Source organism: Actinomadura craniellae, from assembly GCF_003289645.1.
GTDB lineage: Bacteria > Actinomycetota > Actinomycetes > Streptosporangiales > Streptosporangiaceae > Actinomadura_D > Actinomadura_D craniellae.
Genome location: NZ_QLYX01000013.1, coordinates 91,740 through 105,704 on the forward strand (window position 1 = coordinate 91,740; position 13,965 = coordinate 105,704).

14 protein-coding genes are annotated in these 13,965 nt (G+C 70.8%); 9 read left to right on the forward strand and 5 right to left on the reverse strand.

All coding sequences use genetic code 11. The annotated features are described in order from the left end of the window. Nucleotide 1: 1 nt before the first annotated feature. Genes DPM19_RS24930 through DPM19_RS24940 form a run of 3 tightly spaced genes read right to left on the reverse strand, consistent with a single transcriptional unit; the run spans nt 2 to nt 2,672 of the window. Nucleotides 2-1,024, reverse strand: coding sequence for an MCE family protein (locus DPM19_RS24930; RefSeq protein WP_111870451.1), 1,023 nt, complete (start codon nt 1,022-1,024; stop codon nt 2-4). Continuing rightward, nucleotides 1,021-1,887: an ABC transporter permease gene (locus tag DPM19_RS24935; protein WP_111870452.1), complete on the reverse strand. Its 867-nt coding sequence runs from the start codon at nt 1,885-1,887 to the stop codon at nt 1,021-1,023. The genes DPM19_RS24930 and DPM19_RS24935 overlap by 4 nt, the downstream gene beginning before the upstream one ends. Then, a complete protein-coding gene (locus DPM19_RS24940) occupies nt 1,887-2,672 on the reverse strand; it encodes an MlaE family ABC transporter permease (protein ID WP_111870453.1) in 786 nt (261 codons plus the stop codon). The genes DPM19_RS24935 and DPM19_RS24940 overlap by 1 nt, the downstream gene beginning before the upstream one ends. Nucleotides 2,673-3,294: 622 nt before the next feature. Between DPM19_RS24940 and DPM19_RS24945 the strand changes: the two genes are divergently transcribed. Continuing rightward, nucleotides 3,295-4,221: a hypothetical protein gene (locus DPM19_RS24945; protein WP_111870454.1), complete on the forward strand. Its 927-nt coding sequence runs from the start codon at nt 3,295-3,297 to the stop codon at nt 4,219-4,221. A gap of 16 nt (nt 4,222-4,237) precedes the next feature. On the opposite strand, the gene DPM19_RS24950 is transcribed toward DPM19_RS24945, so the two are convergent. Further along, nucleotides 4,238-4,798, reverse strand: coding sequence for an SDR family oxidoreductase (locus tag DPM19_RS24950; protein ID WP_111870455.1), 561 nt, complete (start codon nt 4,796-4,798; stop codon nt 4,238-4,240). Nucleotides 4,799-5,324: 526 nt separating this feature from the next. On the opposite strand from DPM19_RS24950, the gene DPM19_RS24955 reads away from it, so the two are divergent. The 6 genes from DPM19_RS24955 (at nt 5,325) to DPM19_RS24980 (ending at nt 11,113) form a co-directional block, all read left to right on the forward strand. After that, complete coding sequence (locus tag DPM19_RS24955; protein WP_111870456.1) at nt 5,325-6,089, forward strand: ABC transporter ATP-binding protein; 765 nt, start codon at nt 5,325-5,327, stop codon at nt 6,087-6,089. Further along, the gene (locus DPM19_RS24960; RefSeq protein WP_111870457.1) at nt 6,086-6,796 is read left to right on the forward strand and encodes an ABC transporter ATP-binding protein; all 711 of its coding nucleotides are present in this window, start codon (nt 6,086-6,088) and stop codon (nt 6,794-6,796) included. The genes DPM19_RS24955 and DPM19_RS24960 overlap by 4 nt, the downstream gene beginning before the upstream one ends. A gap of 2 nt (nt 6,797-6,798) precedes the next feature. Continuing rightward, nucleotides 6,799-7,692, forward strand: a complete 894-nt coding sequence (locus DPM19_RS24965; protein ID WP_111870458.1) for a branched-chain amino acid ABC transporter permease — start codon at nt 6,799-6,801, stop codon at nt 7,690-7,692. Next, entirely contained in the window at nt 7,689-8,714 is a 1,026-nt protein-coding gene (locus tag DPM19_RS24970) for a branched-chain amino acid ABC transporter permease (protein WP_111870459.1), read from the forward strand. The genes DPM19_RS24965 and DPM19_RS24970 overlap by 4 nt, the downstream gene beginning before the upstream one ends. A 10-nt stretch (nt 8,715-8,724) precedes the next feature. After that, a complete protein-coding gene (locus tag DPM19_RS24975; protein WP_111870460.1) occupies nt 8,725-10,041 on the forward strand; it encodes an ABC transporter substrate-binding protein in 1,317 nt (438 codons plus the stop codon). 220 nt (nt 10,042-10,261) lie between these two features. Continuing rightward, a complete protein-coding gene (locus tag DPM19_RS24980) occupies nt 10,262-11,113 on the forward strand; it encodes an SDR family oxidoreductase (RefSeq protein WP_111870461.1) in 852 nt (283 codons plus the stop codon). 13 nt (nt 11,114-11,126) lie between these two features. Here the strand turns inward: DPM19_RS24980 and DPM19_RS24985 are convergent, their stop codons facing one another. Beyond that, nucleotides 11,127-11,753: a TetR family transcriptional regulator gene (locus DPM19_RS24985; protein WP_199485270.1), complete on the reverse strand. Its 627-nt coding sequence runs from the start codon at nt 11,751-11,753 to the stop codon at nt 11,127-11,129. A 158-nt stretch (nt 11,754-11,911) separates the two neighbouring features. Between DPM19_RS24985 and DPM19_RS24990 the strand changes: the two genes are divergently transcribed. Together DPM19_RS24990 and DPM19_RS24995 are read left to right on the forward strand one after the other, a co-directional pair. After that, nucleotides 11,912-13,090, forward strand: coding sequence for an amidohydrolase family protein (locus tag DPM19_RS24990; RefSeq protein WP_111870462.1), 1,179 nt, complete (start codon nt 11,912-11,914; stop codon nt 13,088-13,090). An 11-nt stretch (nt 13,091-13,101) separates the two neighbouring features. Continuing rightward, complete coding sequence (locus tag DPM19_RS24995; protein ID WP_111870463.1) at nt 13,102-13,965, forward strand: amidohydrolase family protein; 864 nt, start codon at nt 13,102-13,104, stop codon at nt 13,963-13,965.

Below are 13,965 nucleotides of genomic sequence, written 5' to 3' on the forward strand. Positions count from 1 at the left end.
GTCAGCGACCTCCCGTCGAACCGCACAGGCCGATGATCAGCTGGCAGGGGTCGCTGGGCAGGTACCCCTGGGTGCGCATGTAGTTTTTGCCTTCGGGGCCGGGCAGCGAGGTCAGCTCCCCGTACTGCGGGAGCAGCTTGTTGCCGGTGCGCACCGCGTTCCCGGTCAGGCCGAGCTGGGCGTGGATCAGCGCGGCGACGCGCTCGGCGGACCGGAAGCCCTCGCCGACCTGCCCGCCGCGCTTGTCGAAGCCGTGCGACACCAGCGCGGAGATCTCCGCGAGTTGGTCGGCGAACTGCCCGAGGCGGTCCCGCCCGCCCGCGGCCGTGCTGGTGATGAGGGTGTTGGCGTCGCCGGCGACGGCGGTCAGGTCGCCGCCGGTGCCGGCTCCCGCCAGCGCCCCGGTCAGGTCGGCGGAGTCGGCCAGGAACCGGCGGGCCTCGGCCCGGCGCCGGTGCGCGACGTCCACCAGGGTGGAGGTGTGGCCGACGGTGGCGCGCAGCCGCCCGCCCTGCCCGTCCAGGCCCTGCGCGAGGGTGCGCACGATCGTGGACACCTCGGTCGGGTCGATCGCGCGCAGGGTCGCGTCGGCGTCGCTCATCAGGTCGGAGAGGTCCTGGGGGTCGTGGGTGCGGGCGATGCCGGCGCCGGAGGCCAGGTAGGGGCCGCCGCGCTCGCCCGGCCCCGGGAGCAGGTCGACGAACTTGGGGCCGAACGCCGACGCGGGTTCGATCGACGCGGTGGCCGAGACCGGCACGCGGACGCCCGGGTTCAGGCGCAGGGTCAGGCGGGCGCGTCCGGCGCCGGTGAGCTCGGCCCGCTCCACCGAACCGACGGTCACGCCCCGGATCTTGACGGGGGCGCCGTCGCCCAGGCCCTGCCCGGCCCGCCCGAACTCGGCCGTCAGCCGGGTTCCCTCGGCCTGGAACGGGCGGGCCACCAGGACGTACACCGCCAGCGCCGCGGCGACCACGGTGCCCAGCGAGATGAGGAGCGAGCGCCGGAGCGGGATGTCGTAGTTCATCCGGTCAGCCTCACGGTCGCACCGCTGCCCCAGAAGACGTAGGACAGCAGCAGGTTCAGGGTGACGATGGTGATGATGGACAGCCGGATCGCGCGGCCCGCGGCGTGTCCCACTCCGGCGGGGCCGCCGGTGGCGTGGTATCCGTAGAAGCAGTGGATCGCGATCACCGCGAAGGCGAACACCGCGACCTTGATGGAGCTGTACACCAGGTCGATCGTCGGCAGGTACAGCCGGAAGTAGTGGTCGTAGACGCCCGGCGCCAGGTCGAAGAACTCGGTGCTGATCAGCCGGGTCGCGAAGAAGCTGGCGAACAGCGCGATCAGGTACAGCGGCACCAGCGCGATCAGCGCGGCCACCACCCTCGTGCACACCAGGTAGGCGAGGGAGTCGATGCCCATCACCTCCAGCGCGTCGATCTCCTCGGAGATGCGCATCGCGCCGAGTTCGGCGGTGAACGCCGATCCGCACTGGGCGGCCAGGGCGGTGGCGGCGATCACCGGGGTGATCTCCCGGACGTTGGCGAACGACCCGACCAGCCCCATGAACGACTCGGCGCCGATGGACCGCAGGCCGGTGTAGCCCTGCAGCCCGACCTCGGTGCCGACGAAGAACGCCATGGTGAAGATCACGAAGATCATGCCGCCGCCGACGACCGTGGCGCCGGTGCCCACCACGACATCGCTGACGTGCCGCGCGACCACGCGGGCGTACCTGCGGCGCCACACCAGGTCGCGCACCGAGTACAGCAGCACCCGGTGGATGAACACCGGCCACCGTGCCAGGTCGCTGTGCCGCCGCAGCGCCGCCTCGGCGGAGCGCGCCGTGCGGGTGCCGACCCGGGTGGGGAGGAGTGGGCCGGCCATCAGATCTTGGGCGGGAACGCGACGAAGTACACCGTCGTGATCACGTAGTTGAGGGCGAACACCAGCATGAAGGCGACCACGATCGCCCGGTTGACCGCGCGGCCCACCCCGACCGGGCTGGTGGCGCAGTTCATCCCCATGTAGGCGGCGACGATCGCGGCGACCAGCCCGAACAGCCACGATTTCAGCAGCGTGACGATCAGGTCGGATATCTGGAGCAGGGACACCGCGCCGTCGAAGTAGGCGCCGGGGGTGACGTCCTGCAGCAGCACGTTGAACACGAACCCGCCGGCGGCTCCCGCGATGATGACCAGGGACGCCAGCAGCATCGCCACCAGGCTGCCCGCCCACAGCCGGGGGGTGACCAGCCGGTGGATCGGGTTGACCGCCATCGCCTCCATGGCCGACAACTCATCGCGGATGCGGCGGGCGCCCATGTCGGCCGTCATCGCCGCGCCGCCCGCGCCGGCGATGATGAGGGCGGCCGCGATCGGCGCGACCTCGCGGACCAGGCCGACGATGACCGCGCCGCCCGTCGCCGACTGCGCGCCGAGTTGCGCGGCGAGCTGGCCCACCTGGAGCGCGACCGTGGCGCCGAGCGGCAGTGACACCAGGATCACCGGCAGGCTCGTGACGCGGGCCAGGAACCAGGCCTGTTCGACGAACTCCCAGAACCAGGTGCGCACGTCCCAGGTGCGCCGTAGCCCTTCCAGCGCGATGACGAATAGTTCGCCCGTTTCGCCGAGCAGGTTGTGGATCCGTGCCGGTACCTGCACCGTCGCCATGGACCGTCACCTCCTCCCTGGAGTGCCGTGCCACCCGATCGCCGATCCGGCGGCGGGGCCACAGTAGTGAGTTGTTGACACTTCGACAATGGTTTCCATCTAGACGTCAATAGGATCGGCATTCCCCGGGGACCGACAGTCCCCGGGTGATGAAATCCGCCCCGTCACTGCTCACCAAGTGACAATTCAGGGGCCGGCGCGTGGGGGTACATCTGGCTCCATGACCGCTGAGGCCGGCGTGGCGCGTGATGGGCCGGGCACCGACCGTGTCCCGGGAGGTGCCGCGGGGCACGGTCGATGCCGGGGGGCCGCCCTTGCGGTGGCACCCCGGTCCGGGGGAGCGGACCGGGGCGCTCCGGTGCCGTCGCGTCCGGCGGCGAGACCGCGGGGTGAGCGGCTGCACGAGGAGTCGTTTCCGCTCGGTCATGCCTTCGCCTTTCTCGTGGGCGACGCGGGGTCGTTCGTCGCGGCCGGACGGGCCGGCACGAGAGGGGAGGGCCGTGCGTCACTGCTCCGCCGCCTCGGGTAGCCGGAACGCTAGATGATTATTGGCGACTTGCCAATAGGTATTGGCGGTCCGCTAATAATCATCTAGGGTTCAGCTGGTCGGACAGGAGCCGTCATGGACGTGGACACACCATGGGCGACCGCCGTCGCGGTCGTTTCGAGCAGCGCTTACCTGCTCGGCATCGCCTCGTTCAAGGTCGCGGCCCGCGATATGGAACCCCTGCGCGGCACCCGTCCCGTCAGGCTGGCCGCCGCGATGCTCACCAGCCGGACATGGTGCGGCGGCGCCGTCCTCGCCGTGGCGGGAGCGGCCCTGCAGTGGATGGCCCTGTCCTCCCTCACGCTGCCCGCCGCGCACCCGGCGCTGCTCGCCGGCCTGGCGGCGCTGCTCATCTTCGCGACGGCCGAACTCGGCGAGCGGCTCAACCGCCGCGAATGGGGATGCGTCGGGCTGACCGGCCTGGCCGCGCTCATGGTCGCGCTGTCCGGCGCGGACTTCGGGCCCGCCGCGGGCCTGCCCTCCCCGGCGCTGCTCGCGGCCCTCGCACTGCCCTCGCTCGTGCTGCCGCTGGCGCTGTTCTCCGCCGGCGAACTCTCCCCGGCCGGCACGCACGCCCGCCCGCTCACCGGCGTCGCCTACGGCGTCAGCGCGGGAATCCTGGTCGGCACCGCCGAGCTGGCGCTCGGGGGGATCACGCTGCTCCGGCACACGGACACCCCGCTCGTGGCCACGCCCTACCCGTACCTTCTCGTCACCGCGGCCGCGATGGGGATCGCCCAGCTGCAGATCGCCCTGCAACGCTGCCGGCTCGTCATGATCGGCATCATCGCGACCGTGACCGCCAAGACCTATCTGCTGGGCACGTCCATCGTCCTGTACGGGTACGGATGGCCCGGGCAGCCGGCGCGGGGCTTCCTCATCGCGGGGCTGACCCTCTCCTTCCTCGCGATCGCCGTCCTGCCGCACCACGAGATCTCCAAGCGGAGGGAGGAAGTCCGGCCGCAGCCCGCCTGGCCTCCCTACCGGGAACGGCCCTGGTGACCGGGCCTCTTCCGGATCAGCTCGCGTGAGAGAGGCCGAGGCCGCCGTCGACACCGAGGTGCTGGCCGCTGATGAACCCGGCGCGGTCGCTGGCCAGGAAGCAGACCGCCTCGGCGACGTCGTCGACGGTGCCGTACAGGGGCGGCCAGGGCGACTCGTCCTCGACGGGGAGCTCGTCGGAGAGCGACCCCACGGTCACCCGGTTGACGCGGACACCGTGGGTGCGCTCGGCGGCGGCGACGCTCCTGACGAGGTCGTCCAGTTCGAGGTCGCGCTCCCGGTCCCGGACGGCGGAGGTCACCACGACGGCGCTGCCGCGGGTGCGGCGTAGCCGGGGGAGCGTCGCGGAGACCAGCTCGGCGACGGCGCGGGGATGCGGCGTTCCCGGCCGCAGCACGAGGACACAGGTGTGCAGCTCGGGAGTGATGTCGGGGATGCCGGCCGGGCAGGGTGGGAGCTCGCCCAGGACCGTCACCATGCTGCCGAGCTGGACGAACCGCGAGGCGATGGCCTGCACGGCGGGATCGCCGCCGCCGATCACCATGGCCGTTCCCCGGCGGAACGAGAAGTCGGTCATCGGGCACCTGCTTTCCGGTACCAGGCGGACATGCCGCCGTTGACGGGGAGCCCCGCGCCGGTGACCAGGGCGCGCCGGCCGTTCAACGGTGCGGACTCCATGGATCACGTGCTCCCGACGAGGCTGTGCCGACCAGGTGATGCGAGCCGATTCTGAAACATTGTTTCAATTGATGTCAAGGTGCGGTGTCCTGTTCGGTGTCCTGATGGTGCAGGTGGGCCGGGCGGCCGTGGCCCGGTGGCCGGTGGACTCACTACCCGCGAGTAGGTGATGAGGGGGTTACGTCGCCGATCGGGCTGATGTTTCGCCGGTGATCCGGCGAACCGGGTCGCGTTCGGCTCGTTCTCGGGGTGATCCGCGAAATCCGTCCTTGACATGTCTGAAACCGAGTTTCAAAATCTGGTTTCACGCTGCTCGGCGGTTCGCCGGGCCATCGAAGGGATCAGGTCATGACTCAGCGGACCTCACTCGCCCACCGAGAACCCCCGGAAGGAACCGCCGCTCGGGTCGAGGGAGCCGGGCCGACATGCCGGGCCTGAGCGTCGAGAACCTGGAGCTGAGCTTCGGCGGCATCCGCGCGCTCGACCAGCTGTCGTTCGAGGTCGCGGAGGGCTCGCTGTGTGCCCTGGTCGGCCCCAACGGGGCCGGGAAGAGCAGCGTGTTCAACTGCGTCACCGGGCTCTACCGCCCCTCGGCCGGCCGGGTCGTCTTCGACGGGCAGGACCTGCTCAGGCTCCCGGCGCACGCGGTGGCCGCGGCGGGCGTCGCCCGCACGTTCCAGAACCTCGCGCTGTTCCCCCGGCTGACCGTCCTGGAGAACGTGCTGCTGGGCGGCCACCTGAACCAGCGGTCCGGCCCGCTGGCCTGCGCGCTGCACCTGCCGCGGCACCGCCGCGCCGAGCGGGCGCTCCGCGCGGAGGCCGGTGAGGTGCTCGAACTGCTCGGGCTGGCGTCCCTGGCCGACCACCTCGCCGCGGGGCTGCCCTACGGCACCCTCAAACGGGTCGAGCTGGCCCGGGCCCTGATGTCCCGGCCCCGGCTGCTCCTGCTGGACGAGCCCGCCGCCGGCCTGCCGCACGGTGAGGTCGCCGACCTCGGCGACCTGATCGCGCGGATCCGCACGGAGCTCGGGCTGTCGATCGTCCTCGTCGAGCACCACATGGGCATGGTCATGTCGATCTCCGACAAGGTCGTCGTGCTGAACCTGGGCCGCCGGATCTGCCAGGGCACGCCGGACGAGGTGTCGCGCGACCCCGACGTGATCGCCGCCTACCTCGGGGAGGCGGCATGAGCCCCGTCCTGGAGGTCCACGAGCTCACCGCCGGGTACGGCTCGCTGACGGTCCTGCGCGAGGTCGGCTTCACGGTTGGCGAGGGCGAGATCGTGGTGATCCTCGGCGCGAACGGGGCGGGGAAGACCACCACCCTGCGCGCGCTCAGCGGGCTCATCCCCGCCGCGGGGAGCGTCGCCCTGCACGGAGAGGAACTGCAGGGCAGGCGGGCCGACGCCCGGGCCAGGCTCGGGCTCGGTCACGCCCCCGAGGGACGCGGGACCTTCGGTGACCTCACGGTCGACGAGAACCTGCGGATGGGCGGGCTCCGGCTGCCCCGGCGGGAGGTCCCCGCCGCCCTGGACCACGCCTACGGCCTGTTCCCGCAGCTCGCCCCGCTGCGCGACCGGGCCGCCGGCCGGCTGAGCGGCGGCGAGCAGCAGATGCTCACCGTCGCGCGGGCGCTCATGACCCGGCCCCGGCTGCTCCTGCTCGACGAACCCTCGATGGGCCTGGCGCCGCAGGTCACCGCCGAGCTCTTCGCCGAGCTGGGCCGGATCAACGCGGAGTCGCGCACGGCGATGCTGCTCGTCGAGCAGAACGCCGCGGTCGCCCTGACCATCGCCCACCGCGGCCACGTCCTGGAGTCGGGCCGCATCGTCCTCACCGGAACCGGGCCCGAGCTCGCGGGCAACGCCTCGGTCCGCCGCGCCTACCTGGGGGTCTGATCGTGGCTCTCTTCCTGCAACGCGTCATCGACGGCATCGGCAACGGCATGCTCTACGGGGCCGTCGCGCTCGCGCTCGTCCTCATCTACCGGGCCACCGGAATGGTCAACTTCGCCCAGGGCGAGATGGCCATGTTCTGTACGTTCGTCACCTGGAAGCTGGCCGACCACCAGTTCGGGATCGGGCTGCCCATCGTGGTGGGCATCGCCGGCGGGGTGGCCTTCGGGTTCCTGTTCGGCATGGCGCTCGAACGCGTGGTCATCCGCCCGTTCGAGTCGGCCGACCACCTCAGACAGATGATCGTCACACTCGGGCTGTTCCTGGCGATCAACGCGCTCGCCGCGTGGATCTTCACCGCCGACACCCAGCGCCTCGCCTCGCCCTTCCCCTCGGGCGCGCTGCACCTGGGCGGGGTGTCGCTCTCCTACCAGGAACTCGGCGTGGTGGGGGTCCTGCTGGTGATGGCGCTGCTGCTGCGCGAGCTGTTCGGGCGCACCCGGCTCGGCCTGGCCATGCGCGGCGCGTCCATGAACCCCGAGTCCAGCCGGCTGCTCGGCGTCGACGTGAGCCGGATGCTGATGGTCGGGTGGGGGCTGTCGGCGGCGATCGGCGCGCTGGCCGGCGCGCTGGTGGCCCCGGCCGTCTTCGTCAGCCCCGGCATGATGCAGACCCTGCTGCTGTACGGGTTCGCCGCCGCCGTCCTCGGCGGCTTTGACAGCGCCCCCGGGGCGCTGGTGGGCGGCGTCGTGGTCGGTGTGACCCAGGCGCTGGTCAGCGGCTACGTCTCGGCGATCGGCACCCAGCTGCAGCTGGCCACGGCCTTCGCCCTCATCCTCGCGGTCCTGCTGGTCCGGCCGCAGGGCCTGTTCGGTCGAGTTCCGGTGGAGCGGGTGTGAACAAGACGACGAACCGTATTCTCTGGGCGGTGCTGCTGGGCGCGCTCGTCCTGGCGCCCTTCTTCGTCGGCACCGTCGAGATCTCCGCCTTCCAGAAGGTCATCTATCTGTCCGTGGCGGTGATGAGCCTCAACGTCCTGACCGGCTTCAACGGGCAGGCGTCGATCGGCCACAGCGCCTTCATGGGCATCGCGGCCTACTTCACCGCCCTCGCGGTGCAGAGCCACGGCTGGTCGTACTGGGCGGCGCTGCCGGCGTCGGTCCTCGTCGCGGCGCTCGTCGGCGCGGCGGCCGGGGTGCCCGCGCTGCGCATCCGGGGGATGAACCTGGCGCTGGTGACACTCGGCCTGGCCATGGTGTTCCCGCAGCTCCCGGTCCGGTTCACCGAGGAGACCGGCGGCACCCAGGGCATGATCCTGGACGAGTCGCTCGGCGCCCCGGCGTTCCTGGCCGTCTCGGACGTGGCCTGGCGGTACTGGGTGCTCCTCACCCTCGCGGTCCTGGCGTTCTGGCTGGTGCGCAACACCCGGGCGAGCCGCCTCGGCAGGTCCATCATCGCCATCCGGGACCAGCCGATCGCCGCGCACACCGCGGGGGTCAACGTCGCCGCCACGAAGATCTCGGTCTTCGCCGTCAGCGCGGGGATGGCCGGGCTGGCCGGGTGGATGTTCACCGTCACCAACCAGTTCGTCAGCCCGAGCGACTTCACCGTCCTCGTCTCGATCAACCTGCTCCTCGGCATGGCCGTCGGGGGCTCGGGCACCCTGCTCGGGCCCGTGATCGGCGCGGCGTTCCTGCACTACGTGCCCGACGCGGTCACCGCGACCGGGATCGACCCGGTGCTCACGCCCGTCCTGTACGGCCTGGTCCTGATCCTCGTCGTCTACTTCCTGCCGGGCGGTGCGGCGGGCGGGCTCGCCCAGCTCGCGAAGCGGTTCTCCACCGCCCGGAAGCCTTCGCCGCCGGCCGGGGAACCCGCGCGGCCCGTCTCGCAGCTCACCTCCTCCACCCCGAACCCCTAGGAGCGATGCCGTGCACCCCCGACCGAAGATCATGCTCATGGCCGCGGCGCTCGGCGCCGTCGGCCTCGCCGCGGGCGCCTGCGGCGGCGGCGCCGTCAACGACACCTCGGGCGCCGCCGCCGGCGGCTCGGGGCTGACGAGGAACTGCCCCGACAACGGCACCACCGGTCTCACCGACACCACCATCAAGCTGGGGCTGTCCCAGCCGCTCTCGGGGCCGTACGTCTCCGTCGGCGGGCAGCTCTACGGGATGCAGGCGTACTTCGGCTACATCAACTCCCAGGGCGGGATCAAGGGCCCGGACGGCAAGCGGCGCAAGGTGGAGCTGGTCTACAAGGACGACGCCTACACCGCCACCAAGGCCAAGGCCAACGTCGACCAGCTCATCAACCGGGACAAGGTGTTCGCGCTGCTCGGGCAGTTCGGCACCGCCGGCAACCTGGCGGCACGGCCCGTGATCGCCCAGCAGTGCGTCCCCTCACTGTTCGCCACCACCGGCGCGCCCGAGCTGGCGAACCCGAAGTACCCCTGGGCGATCGCCGGGTCCATCAGCTACATGGTCGAGGGCCGCATCCTCGGCAAGTACGTCCGCGACACCACCCCGAACGCCACCGTGGCGGTGCTCGAACAGGACGACGACCTGGGCAAGGCGTACCGGCAGGGCTTCGACCAGGCCATCGCGGGCTCCGGGGTCAAGGTCGTCAAGACCGAGACGTTCGAGGCCAGCGACCCCGACGTCAAGAACCAGATCACCACGCTCGCCGCCACGAAGGCCGACCTCTACTTCAACATCTCGTCCGGCCTGACCGGGCTGCAGGCGCTGAACCATGTCCACGAGTCGGGGTGGAAGCCGCAGGTCATCCAGGTGTCGCAGCTCCCGACGCCGCTGCTGAACAAGTTGCAGCCCGGGGCGGGCGACAAGCTCATCCTCGGCACCACCGGCCAGGACTTCACCAACCCCGAGGTGGTGCGGAACAGCGCCGAATACCAGCTCTACCTGCAGTGGCTGCGCAGGACGCCCGGTGCCGACAAGATCGACCCGATCAGCGCCTCGCTCGGCTGGACCCAGGGGCGCCTGTTCGACTGGACGGTGCAGCACGCCAAGTCGATGGACCGGGCCGGCGTGATGGAGTCCGCCCGCAACCTCGACTACACCGGGCCGACGTTCACCCTTCCCGGAATCAAGATCAGGACGACGCCCGGCGACCCGCACCTGCTCGAAGGGCTGCGGTTCCACCGCTTCGACCGCGGCAAGGGGCACCTCGTCCCCTTCGGTGAGGTGATCGACATCGACGGGCAGGTGAAGTACGAGGCCGTCACCGGCTGAGCGCGCCGGGTCCGGGGTCGACGGCCCCGGACCCCGGCGGGTCGGAGAAGATTGAAACATGGTTTCTGTAAGGTGTCCGGTCCGGGGAAAGTCGGAGCTCCAGGGTGTGGCGTGGCGCACATTCGTGGAATAGCATTTCAGAACCAGAATCCACTCTGGATCGGGTCCTCGACCGTCTCCCGTGGGCGGCCGGGTGCCGGCCGGTCGGGCAGGGAGCGGAATGGCGCAGGGCGTGTTCGTGGTCATCGGGGTGGGCGGTATGGGCCTCGCCATCGCCCGCCGGCTGGGGTCCGGATACGACCTGCTCCTGGCCGACCGCGACGAGGCGGTGCTCGAGGCCGCGGCGACGGCGCTCTCCCGGGAGGGGCAGCAGGTCGTCGCCCAGCCCGCCGACGTGTCGGTGCGGGGCTCGGTCGCCGCGCTGGCCGAGCGTGCCGCGGCTCTCGGCCCGGTTCTGCGGCTGGCCCACACCGCCGGGCTCTCGCCCGCCCGGGCGCCGGTCCAGGACATCATCGACGTCGACCTCCTCGGGGTCGCGTACGTCCTGGAGGAGTTCCGGCGGGTGATCGCCTCGGGCGGTGCCGGCGTCGTGATCACGGGCATGGCCGGGCACGGCCTGGAGGAACTGCCCTACGAGCACGAGAACCGGCTCGCCGAGCTGCCGAGCGGTGAGCTGGCGGGGTCGCCGATGCTGGCGGCCCGGCGGTTCGCCGACGGTGAGCACGCCCATGCCTTCGCCAAGCGTGCCGGGCGGCTCCGGGTGCGCGCGGCCAGCGTGTCCTGGGGGCATGTGGGCGCGCGGATCAACTCGATCAGTCCCGGGGTCGTCTCCACCCCGGCGGGGCTGGCCGAACTGGAGTCGCCGAACGGGCCGGCGCTCAAGGAGATGATCGACGGGTCGGCCGTCGGCAGGGTCGGCACCCCGGGCGACGTCGCGGCGGCGGCCGAGTTCCTGCTGGGGCCGGCGGCCAGTTTCATCACCGGCACGGACCTCCTCGTCGACGGAGGGGTCACCGCCGCGATCCGCACCGGCAGCCTCGACCTCGCGTCGCCTCTGCTCCGGGGCCGGTAGCGGCCGTCGCGCCTCAGCCGATGTCGCGCATGACCAGCCGGGTGACCTCCTCGATGTTCCGCATCGCCTCGGTCACCGTGGTGCGGCCCGTCGTCCACGAGGTCAGCCCCATGCCGAGGGTGGAGCTGATCGCCACCCGGGCCGGGCGCGCGACCTCCTCGGGCAGGTCGCCCATCAGCGCGCGCATGACGCGCTCGTTCTCCTCGCCCAGGCCCACCAGGGTCTCGCTGACGTACGGGTCGTTGCACGCCTCCAGGTGCACGGCCAGCCGCGCGAAGTTCGGGTTGTGCTGAAACGCCCGCATCTCGCGCAGGACGAAGGCGAGTACCCGCTCGCAGACGCTGGCGGAGCCGTCCTCCGAGCGCCCGCCGGGCTGCTTGGAGAGGTCGCTGATCACCTTCTCGCTGAGCCGCCCGTGCCAGTCGGCCCACGCCGCGGCCAGCAGGTGGTCCTTGGAGGCGAAGTAGCGGTAGGCCGTGCCGAGCGCCACGCCCGAACGCTCGGCGACCTCGCGCATCTGGAGGTTTTCCGGCCCGGTCTCCGAAACGATCTCGATCACCGTTTCGGTGAGCCTGCGGCGGCGGGCGAGCTGGCTCGGGGTCATGGTGCCGACCGTCGCTCGGAAGAAGTCGTGACTCACGCCGCTCAGCTTACGGCAACCGTGTTTCAGCTATCGGCCTTCCGGCATCACGCCGCGGAGATCGAGAAGGGAGGATCCCTTGACATGTCTAGAACCACGTTTCAGAATCAGGTTTCACGTAGCCCGTGACGGGCCGGTACCAGGAAAGGGGTACGCACATGGCAGAGCGCGAATGGCGCGGCTTCGACGCCGACAACCACTACTACGAGGCGCTGGACGCGTTCACCCGGCACATCGAGCCGGAGTACGCCAAGCGGGCCATGCAGTGGGCCCAGGTCGACGGCAAGACCCGCCTGCTGGTCGGCGGCAAGGTCAACCGGTTCATCCCGGACCCGACGTTCAGCAAGCTGGCCCGCCCCGGCGTCCTGGAGGAGTACTTCCGGGGCAACGCCGGCGGCTCGGTCGTCACGCTGTTCGGCGAGCTGGAGCCGACCCGCAGGGAGTACCGCGAACGCGACGAGCGACTCAAGGCGATGGACGAGCTGCGCCTCGACGGCGCGCTGTTCTTCCCCACCCTCGGCGTCGGGATGGAGCAGTCGCTGCGCCACGACCTGCCCGCGATGACCGCGGCCTTCCGGGCCTTCAACGCCTGGCTGGACGAAGACTGGGGCTTCCACTACAAGGAGCGGATCTTCGGCGCCCCCTACCTGACCCTCGCGGACGTCGGCAACGCGGTCGCCCAGCTCGACTGGGTGCTGGAGCGCGGCGCCCGCGTCGTGGTGATGCAGGCCGGCCCGATCTGGACCGAGCGCGGCTGGAAGAACCCCGGCGACCCGCTGTTCGACCCCTTCTGGGCGCGGGTGAACGAGGCCGGCATCGTCGTGGCCTACCACGGCGGCGACACCGTCTACAGCGACATCACCGCCTGGTGGGGCGAGTCCGGCGAGGTCGAGGCGTTCCGCGGCACCCCGCTGCGCGGCCTGCTGTCGCCCTCGCCCATCGCCGACACGCTCGCGTCGATGCTCGCCTACCGGATGTTCTCCCGGTTCCCCCACCTGCGGGTCGCCGCCATCGAGACCGGGTCCGACTGGCTCGGGCCGCTGTTCAAGCTGCTGAAGAAGTCCTTCGTGCAGAACCCCCAGATGTGGGACGCCGACCCGCGGGAGACCTTCCGCCGGCACGTGTGGATCTCCCCGTTCCACGAGAACGACCTCTCGGAACTCAAGGAGCAGGTCGGCGCCGAGCGCATCATGCTGGGCTCCGACTGGCCGCACGTCGAGGGTCTCGCCGAGCCGCTCGCCTTCGTCAAGGACCTGGAGCAGTCCGGATACAGCGACGACGAGATCCAGCTCGTCGTGCACGACAACGCCGCCGCGCTCGTCCGCCCCCAGGCCTGAAAGGCACGGCCATGACATTCCCCCAGGGCGTTCCCGTCATCGACACGATGATCGGCTTCCCGCAGGAGGGCACCGCGCAGTACGACTTCATCCGCAGGCAGACCAAGGACGCCGAGTCCAAGGAACAGATGGAGTTCCCCGCCGAGTACATGTTCAAGGAGGTGCCCAAGGACCTGCCGACCGAGGACCCCGTCAGCGTCACGCTGCGCGAAATGGACCGCCACAACATCGAACGCGGCATGATCGGGGTCGAGGACGAGACCTCCCGGTTGGCGCTCAAACGGCACCCCGACCGGTTCGTGGCCTCCGGGAACGTCGATCCCAACACCGGCATGGACGGCGTCCGCCAGTTGGTCCGCGAGTACGAGGAGTTCGGGATCCGCGCGGTCGGCGCCTTCCCCTCCGGGACGTTCCCGCAGGTCGCCATCAACGACAAGAAGATGTACCCGTTCTACGCCAAGTGCGTGGAACTCGACATCCCGATCTTCGTCTGCGCCGGGGTGCCCGGGCCCCGGCTGCGGATGGAACCGCAGCGCGTCGAGCTCATCGACGAGGTCATGTACGACTTCCCCGACCTGGTCTTCGTGACCCGGCACGGATGCGAGCCGTGGACCGACCTGGCGGTCAAACTGCTGCTCAAGTGGCCCAACCTGTACTACTCCACCAGTGCGTTCGCGCCGAAGTACTACCCGCAGGCCATCGTCGACTTCGCCAACACCCGCGGCGCCGACAAGGTCCTGTACGGCGGCTACTTCCCCATGGGGCTCTCGCTGGAGCGCATCTTCACCGACATGCCGAACGTTCCCTTCCGCGAGCACGTCTGGCCCAAGTTCCTGCACGAGAACGCCCGCCGCCTGCTCAAGCTCGACCAGTAG

Excerpts from the sequence above, each read along its gene's own strand:
- DPM19_RS24930 (WP_111870451.1), bottom strand. The coding sequence starts at position 1,024 with ATGAACTACGACATCCCGCTCCGGCGCTCGCTCCTCATCTCGCTGGGC.
- DPM19_RS24955 (WP_111870456.1), top strand. The coding sequence starts at position 5,325 with ATGCCGGGCCTGAGCGTCGAGAACCTGGAGCTGAGCTTCGGCGGCATC.
- DPM19_RS24950 (WP_111870455.1), bottom strand. The coding sequence starts at position 4,798 with ATGACCGACTTCTCGTTCCGCCGGGGAACGGCCATGGTGATCGGCGGC.
- DPM19_RS24935 (WP_111870452.1), bottom strand. The coding sequence starts at position 1,887 with ATGGCCGGCCCACTCCTCCCCACCCGGGTCGGCACCCGCACGGCGCGC.
- DPM19_RS24945 (WP_111870454.1), top strand. The coding sequence starts at position 3,295 with ATGGACGTGGACACACCATGGGCGACCGCCGTCGCGGTCGTTTCGAGC.
- DPM19_RS24980 (WP_111870461.1), top strand. The coding sequence starts at position 10,262 with ATGGCGCAGGGCGTGTTCGTGGTCATCGGGGTGGGCGGTATGGGCCTC.
- DPM19_RS24940 (WP_111870453.1), bottom strand. The coding sequence starts at position 2,672 with ATGGCGACGGTGCAGGTACCGGCACGGATCCACAACCTGCTCGGCGAA.
- DPM19_RS24990 (WP_111870462.1), top strand. The coding sequence starts at position 11,912 with ATGGCAGAGCGCGAATGGCGCGGCTTCGACGCCGACAACCACTACTAC.
- DPM19_RS24960 (WP_111870457.1), top strand. The coding sequence starts at position 6,086 with ATGAGCCCCGTCCTGGAGGTCCACGAGCTCACCGCCGGGTACGGCTCG.
- DPM19_RS24995 (WP_111870463.1), top strand. The coding sequence starts at position 13,102 with ATGACATTCCCCCAGGGCGTTCCCGTCATCGACACGATGATCGGCTTC.